The organism is Pyrinomonas methylaliphatogenes, assembly GCF_000820845.2.
Lineage (GTDB): Bacteria > Acidobacteriota > Blastocatellia > Pyrinomonadales > Pyrinomonadaceae > Pyrinomonas > Pyrinomonas methylaliphatogenes.
This window is the reverse complement of record NZ_CBXV010000002.1, coordinates 67,547-90,205: the sequence shown is the minus strand read 5'-3', so window position 1 is coordinate 90,205 and position 22,659 is coordinate 67,547. Positions and strand designations below refer to the sequence as shown.

The 22,659-nt window shown below is 60.3% G+C and carries 21 protein-coding genes, 1 tRNA gene and 1 pseudogene; 12 read left to right on the top strand and 11 right to left on the bottom strand.

The window, feature by feature from the left end:
* The first annotated feature begins 8 nt into the window (after positions 1 to 8).
* The 6 genes and pseudogenes from hisG to PYK22_RS02015 all read left to right on the top strand — a co-directional run bounded on the left by hisG (position 9) and on the right by PYK22_RS02015 (position 5,438).
* Positions 9 to 662, top strand: coding sequence for an ATP phosphoribosyltransferase (gene hisG, locus PYK22_RS02035; RefSeq protein ID WP_041973869.1), 654 nt, complete (start codon positions 9 to 11; stop codon positions 660 to 662).
* Positions 659 to 1,954: pseudogene (hisD, locus tag PYK22_RS18430) on the top strand (histidinol dehydrogenase); the annotation flags it as partial. The gene hisG and the pseudogene hisD, both read left to right, overlap by 4 nt.
* Positions 1,955 to 1,975: 21 nt before the next feature.
* Complete coding sequence (gene hisC, locus PYK22_RS18425; RefSeq protein ID WP_456238927.1) at positions 1,976 to 3,064, top strand: histidinol-phosphate transaminase; 1,089 nt, start codon at positions 1,976 to 1,978, stop codon at positions 3,062 to 3,064.
* 74 nt (positions 3,065 to 3,138) lie between these two features.
* Positions 3,139 to 3,741, top strand: coding sequence for an imidazoleglycerol-phosphate dehydratase HisB (gene hisB / locus PYK22_RS02025; protein WP_041974376.1), 603 nt, complete (start codon positions 3,139 to 3,141; stop codon positions 3,739 to 3,741).
* Between the two features lie 56 nt (positions 3,742 to 3,797).
* Positions 3,798 to 4,421: an imidazole glycerol phosphate synthase subunit HisH gene (gene hisH, locus PYK22_RS02020; RefSeq protein WP_041974375.1), complete on the top strand. Its 624-nt coding sequence runs from the start codon at positions 3,798 to 3,800 to the stop codon at positions 4,419 to 4,421.
* 204 nt (positions 4,422 to 4,625) lie between these two features.
* The gene (locus PYK22_RS02015) at positions 4,626 to 5,438 is read left to right on the top strand and encodes a LolA-like protein (protein WP_060635227.1); all 813 of its coding nucleotides are present in this window, start codon (positions 4,626 to 4,628) and stop codon (positions 5,436 to 5,438) included.
* A gap of 158 nt (positions 5,439 to 5,596) precedes the next feature.
* On the opposite strand, the gene PYK22_RS02010 is transcribed toward PYK22_RS02015, so the two are convergent.
* Positions 5,597 to 6,199, bottom strand: coding sequence for a UbiX family flavin prenyltransferase (locus tag PYK22_RS02010; protein WP_041973867.1), 603 nt, complete (start codon positions 6,197 to 6,199; stop codon positions 5,597 to 5,599).
* A gap of 156 nt (positions 6,200 to 6,355) precedes the next feature.
* Between PYK22_RS02010 and larB the strand changes: the two genes are divergently transcribed.
* Positions 6,356 to 7,114, top strand: a complete 759-nt coding sequence (larB, locus tag PYK22_RS02005) for a nickel pincer cofactor biosynthesis protein LarB (protein WP_041973865.1) — start codon at positions 6,356 to 6,358, stop codon at positions 7,112 to 7,114.
* 141 nt (positions 7,115 to 7,255) lie between these two features.
* On the opposite strand, the gene PYK22_RS02000 is transcribed toward larB, so the two are convergent.
* Positions 7,256 to 9,007: a proline--tRNA ligase gene (locus tag PYK22_RS02000; protein ID WP_041973862.1), complete on the bottom strand. Its 1,752-nt coding sequence runs from the start codon at positions 9,005 to 9,007 to the stop codon at positions 7,256 to 7,258.
* 248 nt (positions 9,008 to 9,255) lie between these two features.
* On the opposite strand from PYK22_RS02000, the gene rpiB reads away from it, so the two are divergent.
* From rpiB to PYK22_RS01975, 5 genes are all read left to right on the top strand, one after another.
* Positions 9,256 to 9,708: a ribose 5-phosphate isomerase B gene (rpiB, locus tag PYK22_RS01995; RefSeq protein WP_041974370.1), complete on the top strand. Its 453-nt coding sequence runs from the start codon at positions 9,256 to 9,258 to the stop codon at positions 9,706 to 9,708.
* A gap of 43 nt (positions 9,709 to 9,751) precedes the next feature.
* Positions 9,752 to 11,056 carry a serine hydroxymethyltransferase gene (locus PYK22_RS01990; protein ID WP_041973859.1) on the top strand — a complete coding sequence of 435 codons (1,305 nt, stop codon included), beginning with the start codon at positions 9,752 to 9,754 and terminating at the stop codon, positions 11,054 to 11,056.
* A gap of 73 nt (positions 11,057 to 11,129) precedes the next feature.
* Positions 11,130 to 13,100 (top strand): ATP-dependent DNA helicase, encoded by a 1,971-nt coding sequence (locus tag PYK22_RS01985; RefSeq protein WP_041973857.1) that lies wholly within the window; start codon positions 11,130 to 11,132, stop codon positions 13,098 to 13,100.
* A gap of 34 nt (positions 13,101 to 13,134) precedes the next feature.
* Entirely contained in the window at positions 13,135 to 13,518 is a 384-nt protein-coding gene (gene queD / locus PYK22_RS01980) for a 6-carboxytetrahydropterin synthase QueD (RefSeq protein ID WP_041973854.1), read from the top strand.
* Positions 13,519 to 13,599: 81 nt separating this feature from the next.
* Positions 13,600 to 13,998 carry a low affinity iron permease family protein gene (locus tag PYK22_RS01975; RefSeq protein WP_041973852.1) on the top strand — a complete coding sequence of 133 codons (399 nt, stop codon included), beginning with the start codon at positions 13,600 to 13,602 and terminating at the stop codon, positions 13,996 to 13,998.
* Between the two features lie 80 nt (positions 13,999 to 14,078).
* Here PYK22_RS01975 and PYK22_RS01970 read toward each other — a convergent pair.
* The 9 genes from PYK22_RS01970 to PYK22_RS01925 form a co-directional block, all read right to left on the bottom strand.
* A tRNA-Pro gene (locus PYK22_RS01970) sits at positions 14,079 to 14,155 on the bottom strand.
* Positions 14,156 to 14,186: 31 nt separating this feature from the next.
* Entirely contained in the window at positions 14,187 to 14,849 is a 663-nt protein-coding gene (locus tag PYK22_RS01965) for a DedA family protein (RefSeq protein ID WP_041973850.1), read from the bottom strand.
* A 160-nt stretch (positions 14,850 to 15,009) separates the two neighbouring features.
* Complete coding sequence (locus PYK22_RS01960) at positions 15,010 to 15,705, bottom strand: protein-L-isoaspartate(D-aspartate) O-methyltransferase (protein WP_211197587.1); 696 nt, start codon at positions 15,703 to 15,705, stop codon at positions 15,010 to 15,012.
* A 3-nt stretch (positions 15,706 to 15,708) separates the two neighbouring features.
* Positions 15,709 to 16,506 carry a 5'/3'-nucleotidase SurE gene (gene surE / locus PYK22_RS01955; RefSeq protein ID WP_083437525.1) on the bottom strand — a complete coding sequence of 266 codons (798 nt, stop codon included), beginning with the start codon at positions 16,504 to 16,506 and terminating at the stop codon, positions 15,709 to 15,711.
* Between the two features lie 256 nt (positions 16,507 to 16,762).
* Positions 16,763 to 18,805: a radical SAM protein gene (locus tag PYK22_RS01950; RefSeq protein WP_041973847.1), complete on the bottom strand. Its 2,043-nt coding sequence runs from the start codon at positions 18,803 to 18,805 to the stop codon at positions 16,763 to 16,765.
* Between the two features lie 574 nt (positions 18,806 to 19,379).
* A complete protein-coding gene (gene hisN, locus PYK22_RS01940; protein WP_041974362.1) occupies positions 19,380 to 20,162 on the bottom strand; it encodes a histidinol-phosphatase in 783 nt (260 codons plus the stop codon).
* Between the two features lie 80 nt (positions 20,163 to 20,242).
* Positions 20,243 to 20,923 (bottom strand): bifunctional phosphoribosyl-AMP cyclohydrolase/phosphoribosyl-ATP diphosphatase HisIE, encoded by a 681-nt coding sequence (hisIE, locus tag PYK22_RS01935; protein WP_041974359.1) that lies wholly within the window; start codon positions 20,921 to 20,923, stop codon positions 20,243 to 20,245.
* 63 nt (positions 20,924 to 20,986) lie between these two features.
* Positions 20,987 to 21,751: an imidazole glycerol phosphate synthase subunit HisF gene (gene hisF, locus PYK22_RS01930; RefSeq protein ID WP_041973844.1), complete on the bottom strand. Its 765-nt coding sequence runs from the start codon at positions 21,749 to 21,751 to the stop codon at positions 20,987 to 20,989.
* A 10-nt stretch (positions 21,752 to 21,761) separates the two neighbouring features.
* A complete protein-coding gene (locus tag PYK22_RS01925; protein ID WP_041973842.1) occupies positions 21,762 to 22,610 on the bottom strand; it encodes a menaquinone biosynthesis family protein in 849 nt (282 codons plus the stop codon).
* Positions 22,611 to 22,659 lie beyond the last annotated feature (49 nt).

Genomic DNA, 22,659 nt, shown 5'->3' with positions numbered 1-22,659 from the left:
GATTGCGGATGGAACGGGAAGAGTTGACAAAGTTGACGATCGCTCTCGCCAAGGGGCGTATGCAAGAGGAGGCGCAGCGCCTTCTTCTGCGTGCCGGCATTGAGCTCGATGAGACCCTCAATGGCTCGCGCCGTTTAACGGCATACGATCGCCGCGGGCGCTATCGTCTCGTTTTCGTCAAACCGGCTGACGTTCCGGTTTACGTCGAGCACGGCATTGCCGATTGTGGCATCGTCGGGCGGGATGTGTTGATGGAAGCCGAGGCGGACGTTTTGCAGCCCCTCGATCTGGGCATCAACCGATGTCGCATCGCCGTCGCGGCGAAGGGGCCTGACGATGTTACGCGCAATCTCGGCATGTTGCGCGTGGCGACCAAGTACCCGCGCATCGCGGCGGCACATTTCGGACGGCGCGGCATTCCGGTGGAGATCATCGAGTTGGCCGGTTCGGTCGAACTCGCGCCGGTGCTTGGTCTGAGCGATTGCATCGTCGATCTGGTCGAGACGGGGCGGACGCTCGCGGAGAACGGTTTGCAGGTGGTCGAGGTGATCGCGGAATCGACGGGGCGGTTGGTCGCCAACCGCGCCAGCTATCAACTGAAGGCCGAAGCGATGGCGGAGTTGATCGCCGCGCTCGGTCGAGCGTCGGAGCGAGAAGGATGATCGAACTCATAGGGGCAGACGAGAAGCAGCGGAGAAGAGCGAGATTGGAACGTATCGCTGGGCGTAACGTGGCGCTCGATGCGGATCTTATGCGAGAGGTCGCCGCCATCATCGAAAACGTGAAGCGCCGAGGCGATGAGGCTTTGATCGAGTATACGGCGCGCTTCGATGGCGTCGAACTGACGTGCGATAGATTGCGCGCGAGCGAAGATGAGTTGCATCATGCGGCGGCGCGTTTGGAGCGCGAAGTGCGCGACGTGATGCGTGAGGCTGCGCGGCGCATCCGCGCCTTTCACGAACGGCAGCGCGAACGTTCTTGGGAGATGCGCTCGAACGGAACGCGGCTGGGCCAGCGCGTGCGCCCCATCGAACGGGCCGGACTCTACGTGCCGGGCGGAACGGCCAGCTATCCATCGTCAGTGTTGATGAACGTCATCCCCGCGCAGGTCGCCGGCGTCGAACGGATCGTCGTCGCCACCCCGCCACAAACGCTCGCCGAAAATCCGGCGGTCGCCGCCGCGCTGGTCGAGCTTGGCGTGAGCGAAGTTTACAAAGTGGGCGGCGCGCAGGCCATCGCCGCGCTCGCCTACGGCACACGGACCGTGCCGCGCGTTGACAAAATCACCGGGCCGGGGAACAAGTACGTCGCCGCGGCGAAGCGGCTCGTCTTCGGCGTCGTCGGGATCGATTCCATCGCCGGCCCGAGCGAGGTCGCCATCATCGCCGACGAGACGGCGGATGCGCGCTCCGTGGCAGCCGATCTGCTGGCCCAGGCCGAGCACGACGAGGAGGCGGCGGTCGTGCTCGTGACGACGCGGGGCGATTTAGCCGATGCGGTTCGGCGCGAGATCGAAATTCAACTCGAAATGTTGCCGCGGCGCGCGATCGTCGAAGCTTCGCTCAGAAACTACGGCGCGCTCATCGTCGTCGGCGATATGGATGAGGCGTGCGCGGTGGTGAACGAACTAGCGCCGGAGCATCTGGAGATCATCGCGCGCGATGCGGAAGCCATCGCTGACAAGATCAAGCATGCGGGCGCAATCTTCCTCGGAGCTTACACGCCCGAAGTCGTCGGCGATTATTTCGCCGGTCCGAATCATGTGCTGCCAACGGGCGGAGCGGCGCGTTTTTCGTCCGCGCTCGGCGTTTACGATTTCACGCGCCGCGCGAGCATGCTTCGCTACTCCAGAGAGGAACTCGAACGCACCGCTCGGATGATCGCCGTTTTCGCGCGCGCCGAAGGCTTGGAAGCGCACGCACGCTCGGCGCTCATCCGACTGGACCAGCAAGCGACGCAGGATGTTTCGGCGACGATGGATGATGGTTTGCGCGTCGCTTTGAAGCGGATCAAGCCGCGCGTCCGCGAACTCCGCGCTTACACGTTGCGCTCCGAGCGCGCGCCCATCAAAGTGAATCAGAACGAGAACCCGTTCGACGCGCCCGAAAGGATCAAGCGCGAAGCTCTGCGACGTTTCGAACGGCGCGCTTGGTCGCGCTATCCGGATTTCGTGCCAGTAGAGTTGCGGCGAAAACTTGCGGCCTTCGCCGGTTGGGACGAAGAGGGGATCATCGTCGGCAACGGGTCGAACGAGCTGATTCAGGCGACCATGATGGTCACGCTCGGTGAAGGTCGCCGCGCGCTTTTGTCCGAACCGACTTTCGCTCTCTACAGACAGATCGCCACGGTTCTGGGAGCGGACGTGTTGAGCGTGCCGCTCACTGAACGGCTGACCTTCGATGTCGCTGCGCTTCGCCGTGCGATCGAGCGCGAAGACCCGGACTTAACGATCATCTGCTCGCCCAACAATCCAACGGGCGGCGTAATCGAGGAGGATGATCTCGTTCGCTTGCTCGAAAAAGCAAGCGGTCTCATCGTCGTGGATGAAGCCTATTTCGAGTTCGCCGAACGATCGGCGGCCAACCTCTTGCGCGCGCATCCGAACTTGATCGTCTTTCGCACCTTCTCGAAGGCGATGGCGATGGCCGGTTGGCGCGTCGGTTACGCTCTCGCCGCGCCGGAGATTGCGCGCGAGATCGGCAAAGCCGTGCTTCCCTACAACCTCAACGCCTTTTCGCAGATCGCGGCGGAGGTGGCGCTCGAGATGTACGACGCTGAGCTTCTGCCGCTGGTCCAGGCGTTGATCCGCGAACGGGAGCGGCTCTTCGAAGCGTTGCAGGAGATAAGCGGACTCTCTCCCGTCCCGTCGAAGGCGAACTTCATCCTCGTTCGCTCGAGGATTGAACCGCGTCGCGTCTACGATGAATTGTTGCGGCGCGGCATACTCATCCGCGACGTGAGCGGCTATCCGATGCTCGCCGACTGTTTTCGCGTGAGCGTCGGCAGACCTGAAGAGAACGATCTTTTGATCGAAGCGCTGCGCGAAATCTTCGCGCGAAGTTGAACGAAGCTCGGTTGTCGAACGCCTGCTATCTTCGCGCTGCGGTCGCGGCGCAAGTGGCGAAAGGAGACTCGATGATGGATGTCAAAGCGCAAAGCCGTTCGGCGCGGATCGAACGGCAAACGCTCGAAACGCAAGTGCGCGTGCATATTGCGCTCGATGGGCGGGGGGAAGCGCGCATTTTGACCGGCATAGGCTTTTTCGATCACATGCTCGAACTGTTCGCGCGCCATGGCTTGTTCGATCTCGAAGTGGAATGTCGCGGCGATCTACAGGTTGACGATCATCATTCGATCGAGGATGTCGGCATCGCGCTCGGTCAAGCCTTCGCTCAAGCGCTTGGCGAGAAGAAGGGCATCGCGCGTTACGGCGAAGCGACTGTGCCGATGGATGAAGCGCTTTGCCGCGCCGTCGTGGATCTGTCGGGACGCGCCTATTTCGTCTACAACCTGCCGACCAGACGGCAAAAGATCGGCAACTTCTCGGTCGAGATGGCCGAGCACTTCTGGCGTTCGTTCGCGCACGAAGCGCGTTGCAACCTGCACATAGACCTTCTGCGCGGACGCAACACGCATCACGTTCTGGAAGCATGTTTCAAAGCGGTCGCGCGTGCGCTCCGGCGCGCCGTCGAGCTCGATCCGCGCGTGCCGGGCGTGCCAAGCACGAAGGGCGTGCTTTGATCGAAACGCGGGACTTCGATCGGCTGGACTCGGAACCGCGAAAAGGAAGAGGCGTTGTGACGCGAGTTGCGATCATCGATTACGGCGTTGGAAACTTACGCTCGGTTGAGAAGGCCTTTCAGGCCGCCGGTTGCGCGGCGCTGCTGAGCGGAGACGAACGAGTCTTGCGCGAGGCCGAACGGTTGGTGCTGCCCGGCGTCGGCGCTTTCGGCGCGTGCATGCGCGCTTTGCAAGAGCGCGGTCTGGACCGGTTGGTAAAAGAGCGAGTTGAACAGGGCGTGCCGCTTCTCGGCGTTTGCGTTGGCATGCAGATGCTCTTCGAATCCTCCGAAGAATTCGGTCCGGTGGCTGGACTGGGACTGCTGCGCGGTCACGTGCGGCGTTTCGCTGAAGGCTTGCGCGTGCCGCAGGTCGGTTGGAATCAGGTGCATCAACGCGCGCCGCATCCGCTCTTCGATTGTATCGAAGACGACGCCTTCTTCTATTTCGTCCATTCGTACTACTGCGACGCTGCGGACGAAGAGGACATCATCGGCGAGACGGAATACGGCACAAGATACGCCTCCGTGGTCGCGCGCGGCAACATCTACGGCGTCCAGTTCCACCCGGAGAAGAGTCAGGCGGTCGGGCTCAGGCTTCTGCTCAACTTCGCCGCAATCGCGCCCGAACCGGTGCGCTGAGGCTGATTTGCGCGGCGAACTGTCGGAAGAAGAGGGACGAACGGGGCTGAGCCCCTTCTCGGTCGCGCCGGATATTGCGCGGTGAACTGTCGGAAGAAGGGGGACGCCCGGTTTTGACTTGGACGACTGCGACGGCAACGTGAAGCGCGAGCGAAGGCATCTCAAATCTTGCCATCCTGAACGAGCGCGAGACGTAGGACGGCTATGATCAAACGAGTTTCAATCTTCCTCTTCGCCCTGTTTTTATGGCCGGCGCAAACCTTCGCGCAGAGCGCGGTTTCAAACGCAGGCGGAGCGCCGCCGAACATCGAAGCGATCATTCGCGCTTTCGCGGCCAAAGAGACGGAATTTCGGCAGGCGCTCAATCAATATAGTTTCAAACGCGATGCTGTCATCCAGACCATCGGCATGGGCGGGCAGATCACGGGCGAATATCATCGTGTGTCACAGTTCGTCTTCGACGATCAGGGCAACCGTTACGAGAAGATCATCTTCTTCCCCGTGCCGACCCTGACGGAGATCACCGTCACGCCCGAAGATCTTGAGGATCTCGGCGGCATCGAGCCTTTCGCGCTCGAAGCATCGAAGATCGACAAGTACAATTTCACCTACGTCGGCAAGGAGAGGATAGACGAGATCGATACTTACGTCTTCGATGTCGCGCCGAAGGTCATGCCAGATCCGAAGAAGTCCAAAGAGCGTTTCTTTCAAGGGCGCATCTGGGTCGATGATCGTGATCTACAAATAGTCAAGGCGCGCGGCAAGGGCGTGCCCGAAGGCAAACAGCGATTCCCGACCTTTGAGACCTACCGCGAAAACATAGACGGGCGTTACTGGTTTCCGACCTACACTTATGCGGACGACGTGTTAACTTTCGATAATGGGCAAACGGTGCATGTGCGTATGCGTGTGCGCTATACGGACTTTGAGCGCTTCCGCAGTAAGGTTCGCGTCATTGAAGAGGAAGGGCCTGAGCAAAAGGAGCAGAAACCTCAGCCGACCAAACCGAAACCATGAAGCGCGCGGCCCTCTGCATCGAAGCTGACCGCTTTGTCTCGGTGATCGGAGACTTCGATCGGGCGTAAGGGGCATCATGGCGCCGGTCTGCATTACGCAATCGCTCTGTCAGCACCGACATCATGGCCCCTTTCGTTTTGTGTGCGCGCAGTTTCCCGCTAAGCTCCGCCCCAGCGCGTCCGCTGGCTATGGGGGATGCCGAACTGGTCCAGGATGCGATAAACCAGATGGTCAACCAGTTCTTCTATAGTCTGCGGGCGGTGATAGAAAGCGGGGCTCGCTGGAATGATGCGCGCCCCAGCGCGCACGAGCTTCAGCATGTTCTCCAAGTGGATGGCGTTGTATGGCGCTTCGCGCGGGACGAGCACGAGCGTGCGCCCCTCTTTGAGCGTCACGTCAGCCGCACGATGGATCAAGTTCGTCCCCGCTCCTGAAGCGATCGCGCCGAGCGTGCCCATCGAGCAGGGCGCGATGATCATGCCGGCTTGCGGATGGGATCCTGAAGACGGCGGCGCGGCCAGATTGTCCAGCCGGTGCAATTGGATCAGTTTCGACTCGAGCGGCAGGCCGAGCCATTCGTTGATGCGACGGCCATTGGCGTCGCGCAGGTCCGCGCCGAGTTCGACGCGAATCACGGTAAGAGCCGTCTCCGAGAGGATCAGGTTGATGCGTTCGACGGCGCCGCTCGCCGCAAGCTGGATCAGCGTGCGATAGCCATAGATCGCTCCAGATGCGCCTGTGATCGCGACGGTGAGTTCCATGGACGGAAGTTTCCGCTGAGCGCTGCCATTATGTCAAAGCGAGCGCGGGCGGCGGCGAGGCGGCGCGCATGTTACAATCTCAGCCGATCGGCCAGGAGTGGAGATTCGGCCCTACTCGGATCTGGTGATCGGGATTCGTAGACGTCTTCGACAGCGATGAATGTGAAGGAGATCGAAAGGATCCTCGAACGCTACCGGCGCGGCGAATTGACGACCGCTGAAGCAGCACGTTTGATCTCTGAGTGGCACTACGAAGACATAGGCCATGCGCGGGTGGATCATGCGCGCGCCGCGCGGCAGGGGTTCCCGGAAGTGGTGCTCGGATTGGGCAAAACGCGCCGCCAGATCGTCGAGATCGTCGAACGGCTGGTCCGGCGCGCGCCCAACGTGCTGGTGACGCGCACCGATGCCGACACCTTCGGCGAAGTGCGCAACATCTGCACCGAAGCCGAGTGGCATGAGGCGGCGCGCATGATTCGCATCTGGCGCGACCGAACCGACCGCGGGCGAGGGACGATCGCCGTCGTCACCGCCGGGACGAGCGATATACCCGTAGCTGAAGAGGCGGCATTGACCGCCGAAGCGATGGGCAATCGCGTCGAACGGATCTGGGATGTCGGCGTCGCCGGGATCCATCGCGTGTTAGCCGAACGTGAGCGTTTGAGAGGCGCGCGCGCGATCATCGTCGCCGCCGGCATGGAAGGCGCGCTGCCATCGGTGGTCGGTGGCCTTGTGCGCGTGCCGGTCATTGCCGTGCCGACGAGCGTCGGTTATGGCGCTTCCTTCAACGGGTTGGCTGCCCTTCTTGGAATGCTCAACTCGTGCGCTTCCAATGTCACCGTCGTCAACATCGACAACGGCTTCGGCGCAGGCTTCGTCGCCAGCCTCATCAACCGGAGGCATGATGAGGAGTAGGCGGCAGGTGATGGGGGTGAATCGCGCGACGTTGATCGTTCGATAGTCGTTGGTTGACCCATCCGTTTGATCGCGCAAAGATCAGCGGCGTGATGCGTAGTTTCATCGGAGGACAGGGCGCAGCCCTGCCCTCCCGTTTCTTCACGGGCGGCTCTGCGCTTTGAGCTCGCGCAAACGCGCGACGGCTTCCGAAAGGCGGACTTCGCTCGCCCGCTTGGTCCGCCGTTGAAAGATCTCGACCGCGCCATCGGCGATCTTCTTCCCGACCGTGAGGCGGTAGGGCACACCGATCAAATCAGCGTCTTTGAACTTCACGCCGGCCCGTTCGTCTCGATCATCGAGGAGAACATCGAAGCCCGCCCCGCGCAGTTCAGCGTAGAGGCGCTCCCCAGCTTCACGCATTCGGTCATCCTTGATGTTCGTGACGGTCACGATCACGTCAAACGGCGCGATCGTCTCGGGCCAGATGATGCCATCAGCGTCGTGGTGCAGTTCGATGGCCGCCGCCATCACGCGTTCGACGCCGATGCCGTAGCTGCCCATGACGATTGGCACCTCTTTGCCTTCGGGCGTGAGCACGGTCGCGCCCATAGACTCAGAGTATTTCGTCCCGAGCTTGAAGATATGGCCCACTTCGAGCGCTTTGAAGACTTCGAGCGTGCCACCTTCGCAGCGCGGACAGCCTTCGCCCGAATTGACGATGCGCAAATCGGCCCACTGGTCCACCGCGATGTCTCGTTCGACGTCAACGCCGCGCAGGTGATAATCGTCGCGGTTTGCTCCGGTCGTCATATTGCGCCGCCCGCGCAGCGCCAGATCGGCGACGATGCGGAGCTCGCGCCCCCGGGCGCGCGCGATCTCTTTGGCCCGCACGCCGCCGAGGCTGCCGGCGCTCGCCCCCAGCAGGTCGCGTATTTCGTCCGGGTGGGCCGGACGAACGGCGACGCCGCCGAGCGCGTCGGAAAGTTTCGTCTCGTGCAACTGATGATCGCCGCGAAGTAAGGCGAGCAGCGGACGCGGGCCATCTTCGGCGCTCATCATGTAGACGAGCGTTTTAATCTGCCTGTCGGCGGGTGCGCCGCCCGGAAAGACCGTGAGATCTTCGATCGTTCGCACGCCCGGGGTCGGAAACTCTTCGGGCGCGTCTGGGCCCGGCGCATCTTCGATCGGGGCGATGCGCGACGTGGCCTTTTCGAGATTGGCGGCGTAACCGCAGGCTTCGCAAACGACGATCATGTCTTCGCCAGCCTCGGTGCGCACCATGAACTCGCTCGATTCGGACCCGCCCATCGCGCCGGAAGAGGCTTCCACGACCGTGTATTTCAATCCACAGCGGTCGAAGATGCGGCAGTACGCTTCGCGGTGAAGTTCGTAAGCGCGATCGAGACCAGCCCGATCGACGTCGAACGAGTAGGAATCCTTCATGATGAACTGGCGCACGCGAAGAAGTCCCGATTTGGGACGCGGCTCGTCGCGGAATTTGGTTTGGATCTGATACCAGATCTGCGGCAGTTGGCGATAAGAGCGCAGTTCGTCGCGCGCGATGGCGGTGAAGACCTCTTCGTGCGTCATGCCGAGGCAAAGATCCGCGCCTTTGCGATCACGCAGGCGGAACATGTTGTCGCCCATCGCGGTCCAGCGACCCGACTCTTCCCAAATCTCGCGCGGGTTAAGGGCCGGGAGAAGAAACTCCTGACCGCCGATGCGATTCATCTCTTCGCGTATGATCGCCATGATCTTCTGCATGACGCGATAGGCGAGCGGCAAGTATGAGTAGATGCCTGCCGCGAGCTGGCGGACCATGCCTGCGCGGAGGAGCAGTTTATGCGAGACGACCTCGGCATCAGCCGGATCTTCGCGCAATGTTGGGATGAAATAGTGTGACCAACGCATAGGATGTTTGAATTCTCTCGATCCTTCCAATCGCGGGTTTAGATGAACGGACATTTTCGCTTAAGAACGTGCCGAATGGCAATCCTCTAGCGCGCCGTCGGATCTATGAAGCTTCCGCGCCTTCGATCGCTCGAATCGAGGCGAGAACGATCTCCCTCTCCGACGTTGCCTCGAAGGGGAGCGTGATGTACCATCAACGGCTCGGGTCGTTTCAACTTCCGTTCCGCGTGAGGTCAAAGATCTTCGCGATGAAGGTCGCGCTCGCAAGCGATCATGCCGGTTATGAAGTGAAGGAAAGTTTGAAGCCTCTGCTTCGCGAACTCGGCTTAGACTACGTCGATTTTGGCACGCATTCGACGCAGTCGGTCGATTATCCCGACTTCGCGCGGCTCGTCGCCGAGAGCATCAGGCGCGGGGATTCAGATCAAGGCGTGCTCGTCTGCGGCTCCGGCGCAGGAATGGCGATCGCGGCCAATAAGGTGCCGGGGATCAGAGCGGTCGTCGCGTGGAATGCGGAGATTGCGCGACTCGCGCGCGAACATAACGACGCCAACGTGCTGGCGATCGGCGCGCGCACTACTCCGCCGGATGAGATCGAGCGCATCGTGCGCGCATGGTTCAGTGCGACGTTTGCCGGGGGGCGTCATCGCGCGCGCGTTGAGAAGATAGAAGCGATGGAGAGAGTTCAAAGTTCGAGTTAACGGAGCGAAGCCTCTCGACGGAGATTCCGCTAAGGAGATCGAGATGAGTGATTGGAGAAATGCCCCACTTGCCGAAGTTGACCCGTTGATCAGTCAGGCCATCGATGACGAAGTGCGGCGACAAGCTGAAGGCTTGGAACTGATCGCTTCGGAGAATTTCGTCAGCGAAGCCGTGCTCGAAGCGATGGGGTCGGTCTTCACTAACAAATATGCCGAAGGTTATCCGGGCAAACGTTACTACGGCGGTTGCGAGTTCGTCGATGTGGTCGAGCAAGCGGCCATCGATCGGGCCAAACAGCTTTTCGGCGCCGATCACGCCAACGTTCAACCGCACAGCGGCGCGCAGGCGAACATGGCCGTTTACCTCGCCGCGCTCAACTACGGCGACACGGTGCTCGGCATGAACCTTTCGCACGGCGGTCACTTGACGCACGGGCATCCGCTGAACTTTTCGGGCATCAGCTACAAGATCGTCGATTACGGCGTCTCGCGCGAGACGGAGCAGATAGATTACGACGAGCTTGCGCGGCTCGCTGAGGAGCATCGCCCGAAGCTGATCGTCTGCGGCGCGTCGGCCTACCCGCGAACGATAGATTTCGCACGCATCGGCGAGATCGCGCAAGCTACGGGCGCGCGCGTCATGGCCGATATAGCGCACATCGCCGGATTGGTCGCCGCCGGACTGCACCCGTCGCCCATACCGCACGCCGATTACGTGACGACGACGACGCACAAGACTTTGCGCGGGCCGCGCGGCGGATTGATCCTCTGTCGCGCGGAGCATGCCAAAGAGATCGACAAGAAGCTCTTTCCGGGCGTGCAGGGTGGGCCGCTGGTCCACATCATCGCGGCCAAAGCGGTCGCCTTCGGCGAAGCGTTGCGCGAGGATTTCAAAGAGTACCAGCGTCAGATAGTCCGCAACGCGAAAGTTCTCGCCGAAGAGTTGCAGGCGTCCGGTTTCCGTCTCGTTTCGGGCGGAACGGACAATCATCTGATCCTCGTTGACGTGTTCATGAACGGCAAGGGGATTACGGGCAAAGCGGCGGAAAAGGCACTCGAAGCGGCAGGCATCACGGTCAACAAGAACACCATCCCGTTCGATACGAATTCGCCTTTCATCGCCTCCGGAATAAGGATCGGGACGCCCGCCGTCACGACGCGCGGCATGAAAGAAGAGGAGATGCGCCAGATCGCGCGCTTGATCGCCGAAGTCCTGCATGAGCCGGAATCGGAAGAGGTGCGCCGTCGCGTCCGACGCGAAGTGCAGGATTTGGCCGCGCGCTTCCCGCTCTATCCGAGACGGCTGCGAAGGCGAGTCGCGGAAAGGGAGGCGATCCATGCCGATTAGATGATGGGCGAAAGCTAAATGCGCCGCGCCCTGCGGAGCGCTTAGAGGGCCGACGGATCGTGGGAAACGGGGGATGGAAGAGATCTTCGGACCAAATGGGTTGATCGCGCGCGCGCATCCCGAATACGAGTACCGGCCCGGCCAGATCGAGATGGCCGAAGCTGTGTTGCGCGCCTTCGAGGAGCGGCGCCACCTGATCGTCGAGGCCGAGACGGGCACAGGCAAAACGCTCGCTTATCTGGTTCCGGCGATCGCCGCTGCGACGGCGCAAGGGATGCGCGTCGTCATCTCGACGGGGACGAAGAATCTACAGGAACAGTTGATGGAGAAGGACATCCCCTTCCTGCAGCGCGTTCTGCCGAGAAAATTCAACGCCGCATACATGAAGGGGCGCAACAACTACCTTTGCCTCCACCGCTTCAAGCGCGCCGAAGCGGCGCCGATCCTCGAAGGGTTCGAGGATTTGAACTACTTTGATGAGATCCGTCGCTGGGCGAAGAGGACTGACACCGGCGATCGCGGTGAATTGGCGAATCTGCCCGAGAATTTCGGTTTCTGGCGCCACCTCGATGCGCGTTCGGAGATCTGCCTGGGCCAGAAGTGCGACGACTTCAACGCTTGCTTCATCACGCGCATGCGCCAGCGCGCACAAGATGCTGACATCATCATCGTCAATCACCATCTGTTCTTCGCCGATCTCGCGCTGCGTGGCGATGAATATGGCCAAGTCATCCCCGACTACGGAGCCGTCATCTTCGATGAGGCGCATCTGATCGAAGATGTCGCCTCAGAATATTTCGGCTCGCAGGTCTCTAGCTATCAGATCGCCGATCTGCTCAACGATCTCAATATGTTGCCGATCACCGATGTTGAGCTCAATCGCGAGTTGACGAAGATCGCCGCGCGCATCGGCGCGATGAATGAGCGGTTTTGGATGGGATTTCAGGATGAGCGCGGCGACGAGGGGCGTCTCCCGCTCTTTGCCGAGGCTTTCGCGCGCCGATCGAGAAACGGCGAGATCGAGCCGACGCCGCTCGGTGAAGCGTATCTCGCGCTCGATGGCGCGCTCGAAAGGCTCGAGACGATGCTCGACGCGATGCCGGATCCGCCGCCCGAAGTGGAGAGCATGTTGCGGCGCGTGCGGCAGATCCGTTTCGACCTCTCGTTCATCGTCGAAGGAAGCGATCGGTCCTACGTCTATTGGTTGGAGCGACGCGGCGCAGGCGCGTTCCTTCATGCTTCGCCGATCGATGTTTCGGGGTTATTGGCGGAGAAGCTCTTCGAGCGAGTCAAGCCGATCATCCTCACTTCTGCGACTTTGACGAGCGGCGGAAGCTTCGGTTACATACGCCAGCGCCTCGGTCTTCCGAAGGATGCCGATGAATTGATCGCGACATCGAACTTCGATTATCGAAGGCAGGCGGTGCTCTATCTGCCGTCGCATCTTCCGGATCCGCGCACGCCTGAGTGGATCGAGGCCGCGGTCGAAGAGATCTGCCGCCTCTTGCGGATCACCGAGGGGCACGCTTTCGTCCTTTCGACGAGCGTGGTGAGCATGAGCGCGCTTTATGAGCGGGTGGCCGCGCGGATCCCGTATCCTTGTTTGGTTCAGGGGAGCATGAGTCGAAGCGGGATCTTGGAGAGGTTTCGCCAGACGCCGAACGCCGTGCTCTTCGCCACCGCCAGCTTCTGGCAGGGAGTCGATGTGCGCGGACGGCAGCTCTCATGCGTTATCATCGACAAGCTCCCATTTGCCGTGCCGACGGATCCGGTCATCGCGGCACGGCAACGGGCGATCGATGAGGAGGGCGGTTCGAGTTTTTACGAGTATAGCGTGCCGCAAGCCGTCATCGCCCTGAGACAGGGGTTGGGGCGGCTGATCAGAAGTTCGACCGATCGCGGCATCCTCGCCATCCTCGATCCACGCCTGCGCACTAAACCCTATGGGCGTATCTTCTGGCGAAGCCTTCCGCCGATGCGCGTCACTTCGGATCTGGAGGAGGCGCGTCGCGCGTTTTGTTTTGAGGATATGACGGTCGGATAATCTAAATCGGGAAATCGATTCGAAGGGATGCAAAATGAACGGTTATTTTGAGGTGATGATCGAACGCAACTTCTCGAGCGCCCATCAACTGCGCGGTTATAAGGGGAAGTGCGAAAATCTTCATGGTCATAACTACAAGGTCGAGATCTACGCTCGCGGGCGCAAATTGAACGAGATCGGGCTGCTCGTCGATTTCGCCGAATTGAAGGCGGCAGCCGATGAGGTGATAGAGCGGTTGGACCACAGGAATCTCAACGAGATCCCGCCGTTCGATCGTGAGCTGAACCCATCGGCGGAGAACCTCGCGCGTTACATCTTGGAGCAGATCGCAGCCCGCATCAGCGACGAGCGCGTGCAGATCTACAAAGTCCGTTGTTTCGAGACGCCGACGAGCGTCGCAACCTATCAGATCGATTGAACCGCTCTCCCCTCGTTAAATAGCGCGTAGTGGCTCTCATCGGCTCGACCGAGTGATCGTGAATGAGGTGTGGAGACTAAAATGGGCCAGAAGAGCAACGATAAGTCTGTGCGCGAGCTTTTCCGCCGGTTCGCCGCCAAAGTCGCCGAATTCTCGGGGTCGGCTTGGGCTTTCATCTTCGCCGTGTTGATCGTCCTCGTTTGGGCTTTGACCGGTCCGATCTTTCGCTATTCGGATACTTGGCAGTTGGTGATCAACACGGGGACCACGATCATCACCTTCTTGATGGTCTTTCTCATCCAAAACACGCAGAACCGCGATGCGAAGGCGATCCATCTGAAGCTCGACGAGCTGATCCGAGCGGTTGAGAAAGCGCGCACACGGCTGGTGGACCTGGAGAGCATGACCGACGATGAGTTGGCCGCGCTGCAGGAGGAGTTCAAAAAACTGCGCGAACGCCACGAAAAGCCACAAAAATAAGACGATACGTCAGGAGCGGGGAGAAAGCATCGCGAAATTCAAAATGGGGCTCAAACTCGTTTGAGCCCCATCTGTTGAAATGGTCGGGGCGAGAGGATTTGAACCTCCGACCTCACGGTCCCGAACCGTGCGCTCTACCAGGCTGAGCCACGCCCCGAAGGAAAGATGATTTTAGAGGGGCGCGCGAGTCATGTCAAATCTTTGGTCGGGGCCGTTTCGCGCCGCGAGCGCGCGCGCCTGATCTTCAAATGTTCGACGATGGGCGGCAAGAGGCTGAGCGCGACGACGACGATGACGACCTTTTCGATATGCTGATCGAGATCGGGGATCACGCTTCCGAGAAAGTAGCCGGTCAAGATCATGCTGAAGACCCACAGGAAACCGCCGCAGACGTTGTAGATGACGAACTGCCGATAGGGCATCTGGGCCGCTCCGGCGACGATCGGCGCGAAGGTGCGGATGATGGGGACGAAGCGCGCGATGATGATCGTCTTCCCGCCATGGCGCACGTAAAAGTCATGCGCGCGTTGTAAATGTTCCGGGCGGAAGAGGAGCGATTTGGGGCGGTTAAAGATGTGCGGGCCAAGTTTGGCTCCGGTCAGATATCCTACGGCGTCGCCCGCGACGGCGGCGAAAAAGAGCGAACTTAGCAGAACGAAGAGGCTGAGATCGCCTTTGGCGGCGAAGAGACCGGCGACGACGAGCAGCGAATCGCCCGGGAGAAAGAATCCGGCGGCCAGCCCGGTCTCGGCGAAGACGACGAAGAAGAGGACGAGATACCCAGCCGCGGCGATGGTGCGCGGGTCGAGATATTCCTTCAATTGATGAATGAACTCGTGTATGATCTCCATGGTTTAGAACCCTTCGATTCAGGATCGAGCGCCGATGGGCGATCCGACTTCATCTCAAACTTTGGAACCGCTGCGCGTCGATCGCGCTTTGGGATGAGAAATGAGCCGCCTTCGTTTCAAATCGCTTCTTCTCTATGCGCGGGGCGTGATCGAGGTTGAATTAGCCCTTTCTTGAGTTCGTGCTGGTCCAGCCGTAACGCCCGATGAGCGGCACGAAAGCGCACGGGCCATGATCTTCGCGCACATATCCTCGCTCGGTTCGCATAACGAGCGTCAGGCGCTGGCCTTCGGGCGAGTTTCCGACGGGCATGACGAGCCTTCCTCCAATTTTCAACTGAAAGAGCAACGGTTCAGGGACCTCCGGACCGCTCGCCGCCACCAGGATGCGATCATATGGCGCGTGCGTGCGCCAGCCGAGCGTTCCATCGAAACATTTCACCGTCGCGTTGTAGATGCCCAAATGCCTGATGCGCGCTTGTGCGCTGCGCGCTAATTCGGGGATGCGTTCGATCGAGTAGACTTGCCCGGCCAAGCGAGCCAAAATGGCGGTCTGGTATCCGGAACCGGCGCCGATCTCGAGCACGCGGCTCTGTCGGTCGAGCGCGAGCAGCTCGGTCATCCGCGCGACGATATAGGGTTGCGAGATCGTCTGTCCCGCTTCGATCGGCAGCGCATGGTCGCCGTAGGCGCGGCTCTGCAACGCTTCAGGGACGAACAGATGGCGCGGTATCTCGCGCATCGCGGCGAGGACTCGTTCGTCGCGTATCAAATGGTGAACCCGCAATCGTTCGACCATGCGCTCGCGCGCGAGGCGAAAGTCTTGAGGCAAAGCGAACGTTGGCGCAGAAAGGTTCAACCGTCACTCCCTCGTCGATGCTGGACTCAAATTCTGGACCGCGATATGACCGTTCAAATCCAATAGATCCCATGAGGCGAGCGCAGGGATCGCCTGATGGTTTGTCAGATCGCTGCGCATCGGCGTGACGGAGATGAAGCCTTGCTGAACCGCCCAGTAATCCGTCCCTTCCGCCGCGTCCCACTCGAGGATCTCTTCGCCGATCCAAAAATATGGTCGCCCGCGCGGATCTATGTGCTCGGAGATGACTGGCCGCGCGTTCTTGATCCCCTGTCGCGTCACGCGCACGCCACGGATCGGCCCATCTGGGATGTTGATGTTGAGGAACGTGCCTTCAGGCAACCCTTCGGTCAAAGCCTTGCGCACGGCGATGACGGCAAAACGCGCCGCTTCGGTGAAGTCGAAATTCTCGCGCGCGACTAAACTGAAGGCCAGCCCGGGGACGCCAAGTATCGTCGCTTCGAGCGCGCCCGCGACCGTGCCCGAATAGGTGGCGTCGTCGCCCAAGTTGCCGCCATGATTGATCCCTGAAGCGCAAATGTGTGGCCGCAATTCTCCGGTCAGAATCTTATGGAGCGCCAGCGTCACGCAATCGGTCGGCGTTCCATCGACGGTCCAGTGGCGCTCGTCTATCTGGCGGATGCGCAGCGGTCGCGCGAGCGTCAAACTGTGCGATGCGCCGCTCATCTCGGATTCCGGCGCGACGACGAACACGTCCCCAACTTCGCGTAGCGCCTCTTCCAGTTTTATGAGACCGTCGGAATGTATGCCGTCGTCGTTAGTCAAAAGTATGCGGATCATCTTGCTTGAGCCCTTCGACGTGAAGGCCGATTAGTGATGATGCAACAGTTTCGCCAAAGATGCAAAGCGCAGAGCCCGATTGGCGGCTGGCAAAGCGGGCGGTAAGCTTCCTCACTTGATACGCGCGTCGAAGATCGAACGATGATGGGCAAGGTTAAATCAGCAAGATGGTGGATGATGCGTGGCAGAGAGACCATAAAAGAACCCCGTGAGCTGCACGCTCACGGGGTTCGCTCGAGTCGGTACTAAGGGCAGATCAGACGACCGCCGCTTCGGCGACCTCTTTCTTCTTTTGCCCATTGCGGCGCAAGCCTTGGATCTGCACGGGACGATCCTTGGCCCCGAGCTTCTTCTGCAGGACCATCTCTTGGTAGAGCTTGCGCATCATCTTCATCTCTTCAGCCGCTGTCTTCGGTCCCTGCATCTGCGGCTTGTTGGGCCGTTGCAGGTCGATCTCGTTGAGGACGAGGCTGTGCGAAGTATCGGGCAGCTCGACGTTCTTACCCTTCGCGTAGATTTCATGCCGTCCGTACTTCTTGTACCACTCGGCGACGGTCGCGTTCATGTGCATGTGCTCGATGATCTGCCGCCAGCCGATGCCCGTATTGTAGGCGCAGAAGGAGATTTCGCCCTGCTGCGTGGCATACGGGATGATGCACATCTCCGTGCGACGGAAGTCGTAGTTGAATAGATCTTGGAACCACATCCCTGCGATGAAGAGGAAGTTCCAACGATCCGCACGCCGACGCTCGATATCCTCCCTCGTCCGCGAGCCATCGACTCGCCCATAATCCTTGCCCGTCAGGCCGAAGGATTTATCGAACTTCTTGAAAAGCTCCATCAGCGTGAATTGCGATGGCGATTTGTACGGGTTGTAGTGTTTCAGGAGCGCAAGCGCCATCATGAAGTTCGAGAACCATTTGCCGCGCGCCGCATCCGTGATCTTCTGCATGTCTTTGACGAGACCCGGGATGTTCAAAAACTCCGGCACCGGCGCCATCTCCTTCGTCTCTTTGTCGATCATCACCGCCGTGCCGACGCCGCAGTTCGGATGGCAGCCGCAGGAGACCTGCCCCCATTCGGCTTCCGGTCCATGTACGAGGTCGGCGAAGTCGGCGAAAGCGCCCATGATCGAGAGCGGGAACCAGTCGCGCGTCGGCTCCGTGATCCCGAGTTGCTTCTTGACGTCGTAAGCTAAGTGCGACAGCGTGTAGCGCTGCTGCATGCGCCGCTCGTCCGTGATGTGTTCGTCGCGGCCCGTAAACGAGACGGGTTGGAACGAGACGAAGGCGATCTTCTTCGGATTGTCGAGCGCAAAACGGATGACCGAGCCGACCTGATCGTTGTTGATGCCGTTGACGATGGTCGTCACGAGCACGATCTCGACGCCCGCTTCGTGCAGGTTCTCGATCGCTTTCAGCTTCACATCGAAGAGGTTGCCGACCTGACGATGCGAGTTGGCGTCGTTGCCGATGCCGTCAAATTGCAAATAGACGAAGCGGAGTCCCGCCTCAGCCGCGCGCCGACAGAACTCTTTGGATTTGGCGAACTCGATGCCGTTGGTCGCCGCCTGCACGGAGTTGTAGCCGACCTTGCGCGCGTAGGCGATGGCGTCGATGAAGATGGGCGAGATGGTCGGCTCACCGCCTGAAAACTGAACCGAAAGCTGTCGCCGCGGCTTGACCTGAATGGCGCGATCCAGAATCTCTTTGACCTCTTCGAAGGTCAATTCATGGACATAGCCAACTTGGTTGGCATCCATGAAGCACGGGTCGCACATCATGTTGCAGCGATTGGTCAGGTCGATGGTCAACACGGCGCCGCGCCCGTACTTGATGGTCGAAGAGCCGTGATTGTGCACGTGCTCGTCGTTGTGGGCTGGGATGTCGCGCCCCGGGAACATCGATTCAATGTGGGCCAAAAACTTCGAGTCGATCGCCATGATGTCCTCGAAATGGCCGTGAATCGGGCAGTCTTTGACCATCCAGACCTGCCCGTCGCGCTCGATGATCTGCGCTTTGATCTCGCCCACCTTCTCGTTGATGAGCACGGAAACGTCCTTCTCGCCATTCAGGATCGCTTCGCGCGCTTCGATCACACACTTCGGACAAAGAGAATCCGTCGTGCGCGGCCACCCTAATGGCGGTTTCGATTTCTGCCACGATTTGGGGATCGGTTTGTCGGACCACTTCGGGGTGAACGACGGATTGGGACGGTATTTGTTAAAAAACTGGATGAAATCGAAAAGGCCGCCAGCCAGTATGGTCAGCCCCTTCTCGACATGCTTGATGCGTCGCATCTCTCTCTTTACCCTCGCTTTACTGTTTAATTCCGGAATCAAACATCGCTGCGGAACAAAGACGCTGAAAGACTACTGGCGCTCTCCCCTCAAAAGATCGAGAGATCGCCGATATTTGGAAGGCGCGATCGCCTTGGGCGCTCGGATCAAGCGACACCGCACCATCTTAATTTATGGCGCTCATGTGCCCTCGCTTGCTCTCTTTTTGGGAGGCTCTGACCAGAGGGCCAGCCATAGCCACTTCGCGCCCCCACTGAAAACCGCCAGCTTCAAAAGTACGGCGGCGTAATCAACGAGCGGGACGTTTGAATCGCTTCGCACGTCCCGCTTAACGTCCTGTGGACCTTGCTCGTCGCAAGCAAACGTCACCCAATCGCCCAGCAAGCGTCGTGCCGTCTTCGGGCAACGCCTTAAATCGATGAAAAGCTTGAATTTCTGCGATAAAAGCGAGGACCGCCCGCGCGAGAGCGGGCGCGCCCGAGAGTCAATGTGCTACAGATGACATTCTGTTCATGTCGATGGGTCTTAGTGATACGAGAGAGCGGATCTCATTCTAGAAGCGTGGCTTTATGGCTCAGATCTGCGGAGCGCTGCCGATGATCTTCATCACGTCTTCGAACAGCGCGCCGTTGGTCGAGATGGCATTGCCGCCGCGCGCCGTCTTCGTCCCCCGCCAATCGGTGAAGGTGCCGCCCGCTTCTTCGAGGATGGGGAGAAGCGCGGCGCAATCCCAGTGGTTCATGACCGGATCGAGCATGATCTCGGCGCGTCCTGTGGCGACCAGGATGTGGCCATAGCAATCGCCCCATGTGCGGCGGGCCTGCGCGCGATGCTGGAGCGCTTCCGCCGCGCGCCCGAAACCATAACGTTCGCATGTGCCGAAATCGGTGGCAAGCAGCAGCGCTTCTTCCAATCTAGAGACGTTCGAGACCTGGCAGCGAGCGCCGTTCCAGAAGCAGCCTATTCCGCGCGCCGCGTAGACCGTCTCGCCGAGCGCCGGCAGGTGGACCGCTCCGAGGATCGGCTCCTCTTCGACTTCGAGCGCGATGAGCGTCCCATAGAGCGGCACGCCATGGACGAAGGAGAAGGTCCCATCGAGCGGATCTATGACCCAGCATCGGTCGGAGCTTCCGGCGCGCGCGCCCTCTTCTTCGCCGAGGATGGCATCTTGCGGGAAGCGTTCCTCGATCCTTTCGCGCAAGAGCCTTTCGGCTTCGCGATCTGCCGCCGTGACGAAAGAGCCGTCGCTTTTGCGTTCGGCGGTGGCGCGTTGAAAATAGCGCAGCGTCACTTCGCCCGCGGCTTGCGCGATACGGACGGCGAATTCGAGTAGATTTTCGAGTTCTGCTCTCTGCATATCGAGTCTCTTTCGATGCGGCATGGGCGCCGCGCTTCAATTGCATCGAACGGGCACTCCGTCTAACTGGAGAAGCCGTTTTAGCTTTTCGCTCGATCTTCCCCGTTCGATCGTTTCGCCGCTCGCCGGTCCAGTTCGGCGCCGATCTCGTCGAGCGGGATGCCGCGTTCGGCCAGCATGACCAGCAGATGGTAGACGAGATCGGAGACTTCGAGAACGACCTGGGTGCGTTCGCCGCTCTTCGCCGCGATGATCGTTTCGGCGGATTCTTCGCCGATCTTCTTCAAGATCTTGTCCAGCCCTTCGTCGAAGAGGTAGGTCGTGTACGATCCTGCCGGGCGCTCACGCCGCCGGCTCTCGATGACGGCGTAGAGTTTGCGCAAAGTTTCGCCCAGGTTCGGGCGGTGCGCCTTTTCGCTGGCGGCCTCCGCGCCGCTCAGGGAGGCGTTGAAGCATGAGCGAGCGCCCGTGTGACAGGCTGGGCCAGTCGGATGGACGCGCACGAGCAGCGCATCGCCATCGCAATCGGCGACTATTTCGGCGACGCGCTGCGTATTGCCCGAAGTCGCGCCCTTATGCCACAGTTCATTGCGCGATCTGGACCAGAACCAGGTCTCACCGCTTTCGATCGTCCGGCGGAGGCTTTCGCGATTCATGTAAGCGAGCGTCAAGACTTCGCCCGTCTCCGCATCTTGCACGATGGCCGGGATCAGGCCTTGCGCATCATATTTCAACTCATCCGTGCTCTTCATCGTTCCCATCTTCTTTTGAAGGTCGGTTGGCGATAGATTTTGCCGCACGTTCTCGCTGGTCTTCGGCATTTTCTAGCGAACGACCACGCCGCGCGCGCGTAGGTAATCTTTCACTTGGGCGATCTTCAATTCGCCGAAATGGAAGAGCGAGGCGGCGAGCACGGCGCTCGCGCCGTTCGCTATCGCTTCGTAGAAATGTTCGAGTTTACCCGCTCCGCCCGACGCGATGACGGGGATCTTGACCGTTTCGGAGATGGCGCGGATCAGTTCCGTATCATAACCATCGAGCGTGCCATCGCGGTCCATACTCGTCAGAAGTATTTCGCCCGCTCCCAATCGTTCAGCGCGCGCGGCCCACTCGACCGCGTCCACGCCGGTCGGGCGACGCCCGCCGTGAGTGAAGACCTCCCAGCCCCTCTGCGCATCCTCTGGATCTCTTCGACGCGCGTCGATGGCGACGACGATGCACTGGCTGCCGAAGACCTCGGCTCCTTCGCTGATCAGTTCAGGGCGGCGGATGGCCGCCGTGTTGATCGAGACTTTGTCTGCGCCCGCGCGGAGCACGGCGCGGAAATCCTCGATGGAATTCAATCCGCCGCCGACCGTGAACGGAATGAAAACTTCGTCGGCGACGCGGCGGACCAGTTCGGCGACGATCTCGCGTTTGTGCGCCGAGGCCGTGATGTCGAGAAAAACGAGTTCATCGGCGCCTTCTTCGTCGTATCGGCGGGCTTGTTCCACGGGGTCGCCCGCATCGCGCAACGAGACGAAGCGAATGCCTTTGACGACGCGCCCGGCGTCAACGTCCAAGCATGGGATGATGCGTTTGGCGAGCATCTGAAAGGGATCAGTCGGCTTCGACGAACTCGACGCGGACGCGGTGCGGGATGATGCCGCGCGCCGCTCCTTCGTCGAGCAGGCGTTGGACCGCCTCGCGTCCGCGCTCTGTGTAATCGAGCGTCCACTCGTTGACCCACATGCGAACGAAATCGTCGGCCAGTCGCTCGTCCATGTCGCGCGCGAAGTTCATCGCGTAGTGGAGCGCGTCTTCGCGGTGATCGAGCGCGTAGCGGACGCTGTCGCGCAAATAGCGCGCGATGCGGCGCATCAGATCGTGACCGAGGTCGCGCCGAACGGCGTTGCCTCCCATCGGCAGCGGAAGCGATGTCCGCTCATACCACCATTCGCCCAGATCGAGCACTTTGTGCAGTCCCAATCTCTGATAGAAGAGTTGACCTTCGTGGATCAGCAATCCGGCGTCGCAACGCTCTTGTTGAACTGCGGTGATGATCTGATCGAAGGGGATGACCTCGTACTCGAACGCCGGGCAGAAGATGCGCAGCGCGAGAAAGGCGCTCGTCAACGTCCCGGGCACGGCTATTTTGAGCCGCGCGATCTCTTCCGGCGCGTAGGGCGCGCGCGCGACGACGATCGGGCCGTAGCGCTCGCCTATCGAAGCGCCGCAGGGAAGAAGCGCGTAGCGGTCGGCGATGTAAGCGTAAGCGTGAAAGCTTATCGCCGTTACGTCGTATTCGCCACGGCGCGCGCTCTCGTTGAGCGTTTGAATGTCCTTGAGGACGTGTTCGAAACGCAGTTCGCCCGTATCTATCTTGTTGGTCGCCAGTGCGTAGAACATGAACGCATCGTCCGAATCGGGCGAATGCGCGACTGTGATGGTGCGTGTCTTTTCGCTCATCCCTGCTCCCCGAAGGTGATCCCTAAAATTATCCACCTTTCGCCATCTC

Bases quoted from the DNA above. Each gene is read 5' to 3' on its own strand.
- hisG (WP_041973869.1), top strand. From the start codon at position 9: ATGGAACGGGAAGAGTTGACAAAGTTGACGATCGCTCTCGCCAAGGGG.
- hisC (WP_456238927.1), top strand. From the start codon at position 1,976: ATGGATGATGGTTTGCGCGTCGCTTTGAAGCGGATCAAGCCGCGCGTC.
- hisB (WP_041974376.1), top strand. From the start codon at position 3,139: ATGGATGTCAAAGCGCAAAGCCGTTCGGCGCGGATCGAACGGCAAACG.
- PYK22_RS02015 (WP_060635227.1), top strand. From the start codon at position 4,626: ATGATCAAACGAGTTTCAATCTTCCTCTTCGCCCTGTTTTTATGGCCG.
- PYK22_RS02010 (WP_041973867.1), bottom strand. From the start codon at position 6,199: ATGGAACTCACCGTCGCGATCACAGGCGCATCTGGAGCGATCTATGGC.
- larB (WP_041973865.1), top strand. From the start codon at position 6,356: ATGAATGTGAAGGAGATCGAAAGGATCCTCGAACGCTACCGGCGCGGC.
- PYK22_RS02000 (WP_041973862.1), bottom strand. From the start codon at position 9,007: ATGCGTTGGTCACACTATTTCATCCCAACATTGCGCGAAGATCCGGCT.
- rpiB (WP_041974370.1), top strand. From the start codon at position 9,256: ATGAAGGTCGCGCTCGCAAGCGATCATGCCGGTTATGAAGTGAAGGAA.
- PYK22_RS01990 (WP_041973859.1), top strand. From the start codon at position 9,752: ATGAGTGATTGGAGAAATGCCCCACTTGCCGAAGTTGACCCGTTGATC.
- PYK22_RS01985 (WP_041973857.1), top strand. From the start codon at position 11,130: ATGGAAGAGATCTTCGGACCAAATGGGTTGATCGCGCGCGCGCATCCC.
- queD (WP_041973854.1), top strand. From the start codon at position 13,135: ATGAACGGTTATTTTGAGGTGATGATCGAACGCAACTTCTCGAGCGCC.
- PYK22_RS01975 (WP_041973852.1), top strand. From the start codon at position 13,600: ATGGGCCAGAAGAGCAACGATAAGTCTGTGCGCGAGCTTTTCCGCCGG.
- PYK22_RS01965 (WP_041973850.1), bottom strand. From the start codon at position 14,849: ATGGAGATCATACACGAGTTCATTCATCAATTGAAGGAATATCTCGAC.
- surE (WP_083437525.1), bottom strand. From the start codon at position 16,506: ATGATCCGCATACTTTTGACTAACGACGACGGCATACATTCCGACGGT.
- PYK22_RS01950 (WP_041973847.1), bottom strand. From the start codon at position 18,805: ATGCGACGCATCAAGCATGTCGAGAAGGGGCTGACCATACTGGCTGGC.
- hisN (WP_041974362.1), bottom strand. From the start codon at position 20,162: ATGCAGAGAGCAGAACTCGAAAATCTACTCGAATTCGCCGTCCGTATC.
- hisIE (WP_041974359.1), bottom strand. From the start codon at position 20,923: ATGGGAACGATGAAGAGCACGGATGAGTTGAAATATGATGCGCAAGGC.
- hisF (WP_041973844.1), bottom strand. From the start codon at position 21,751: ATGCTCGCCAAACGCATCATCCCATGCTTGGACGTTGACGCCGGGCGC.
- PYK22_RS01925 (WP_041973842.1), bottom strand. From the start codon at position 22,610: ATGAGCGAAAAGACACGCACCATCACAGTCGCGCATTCGCCCGATTCG.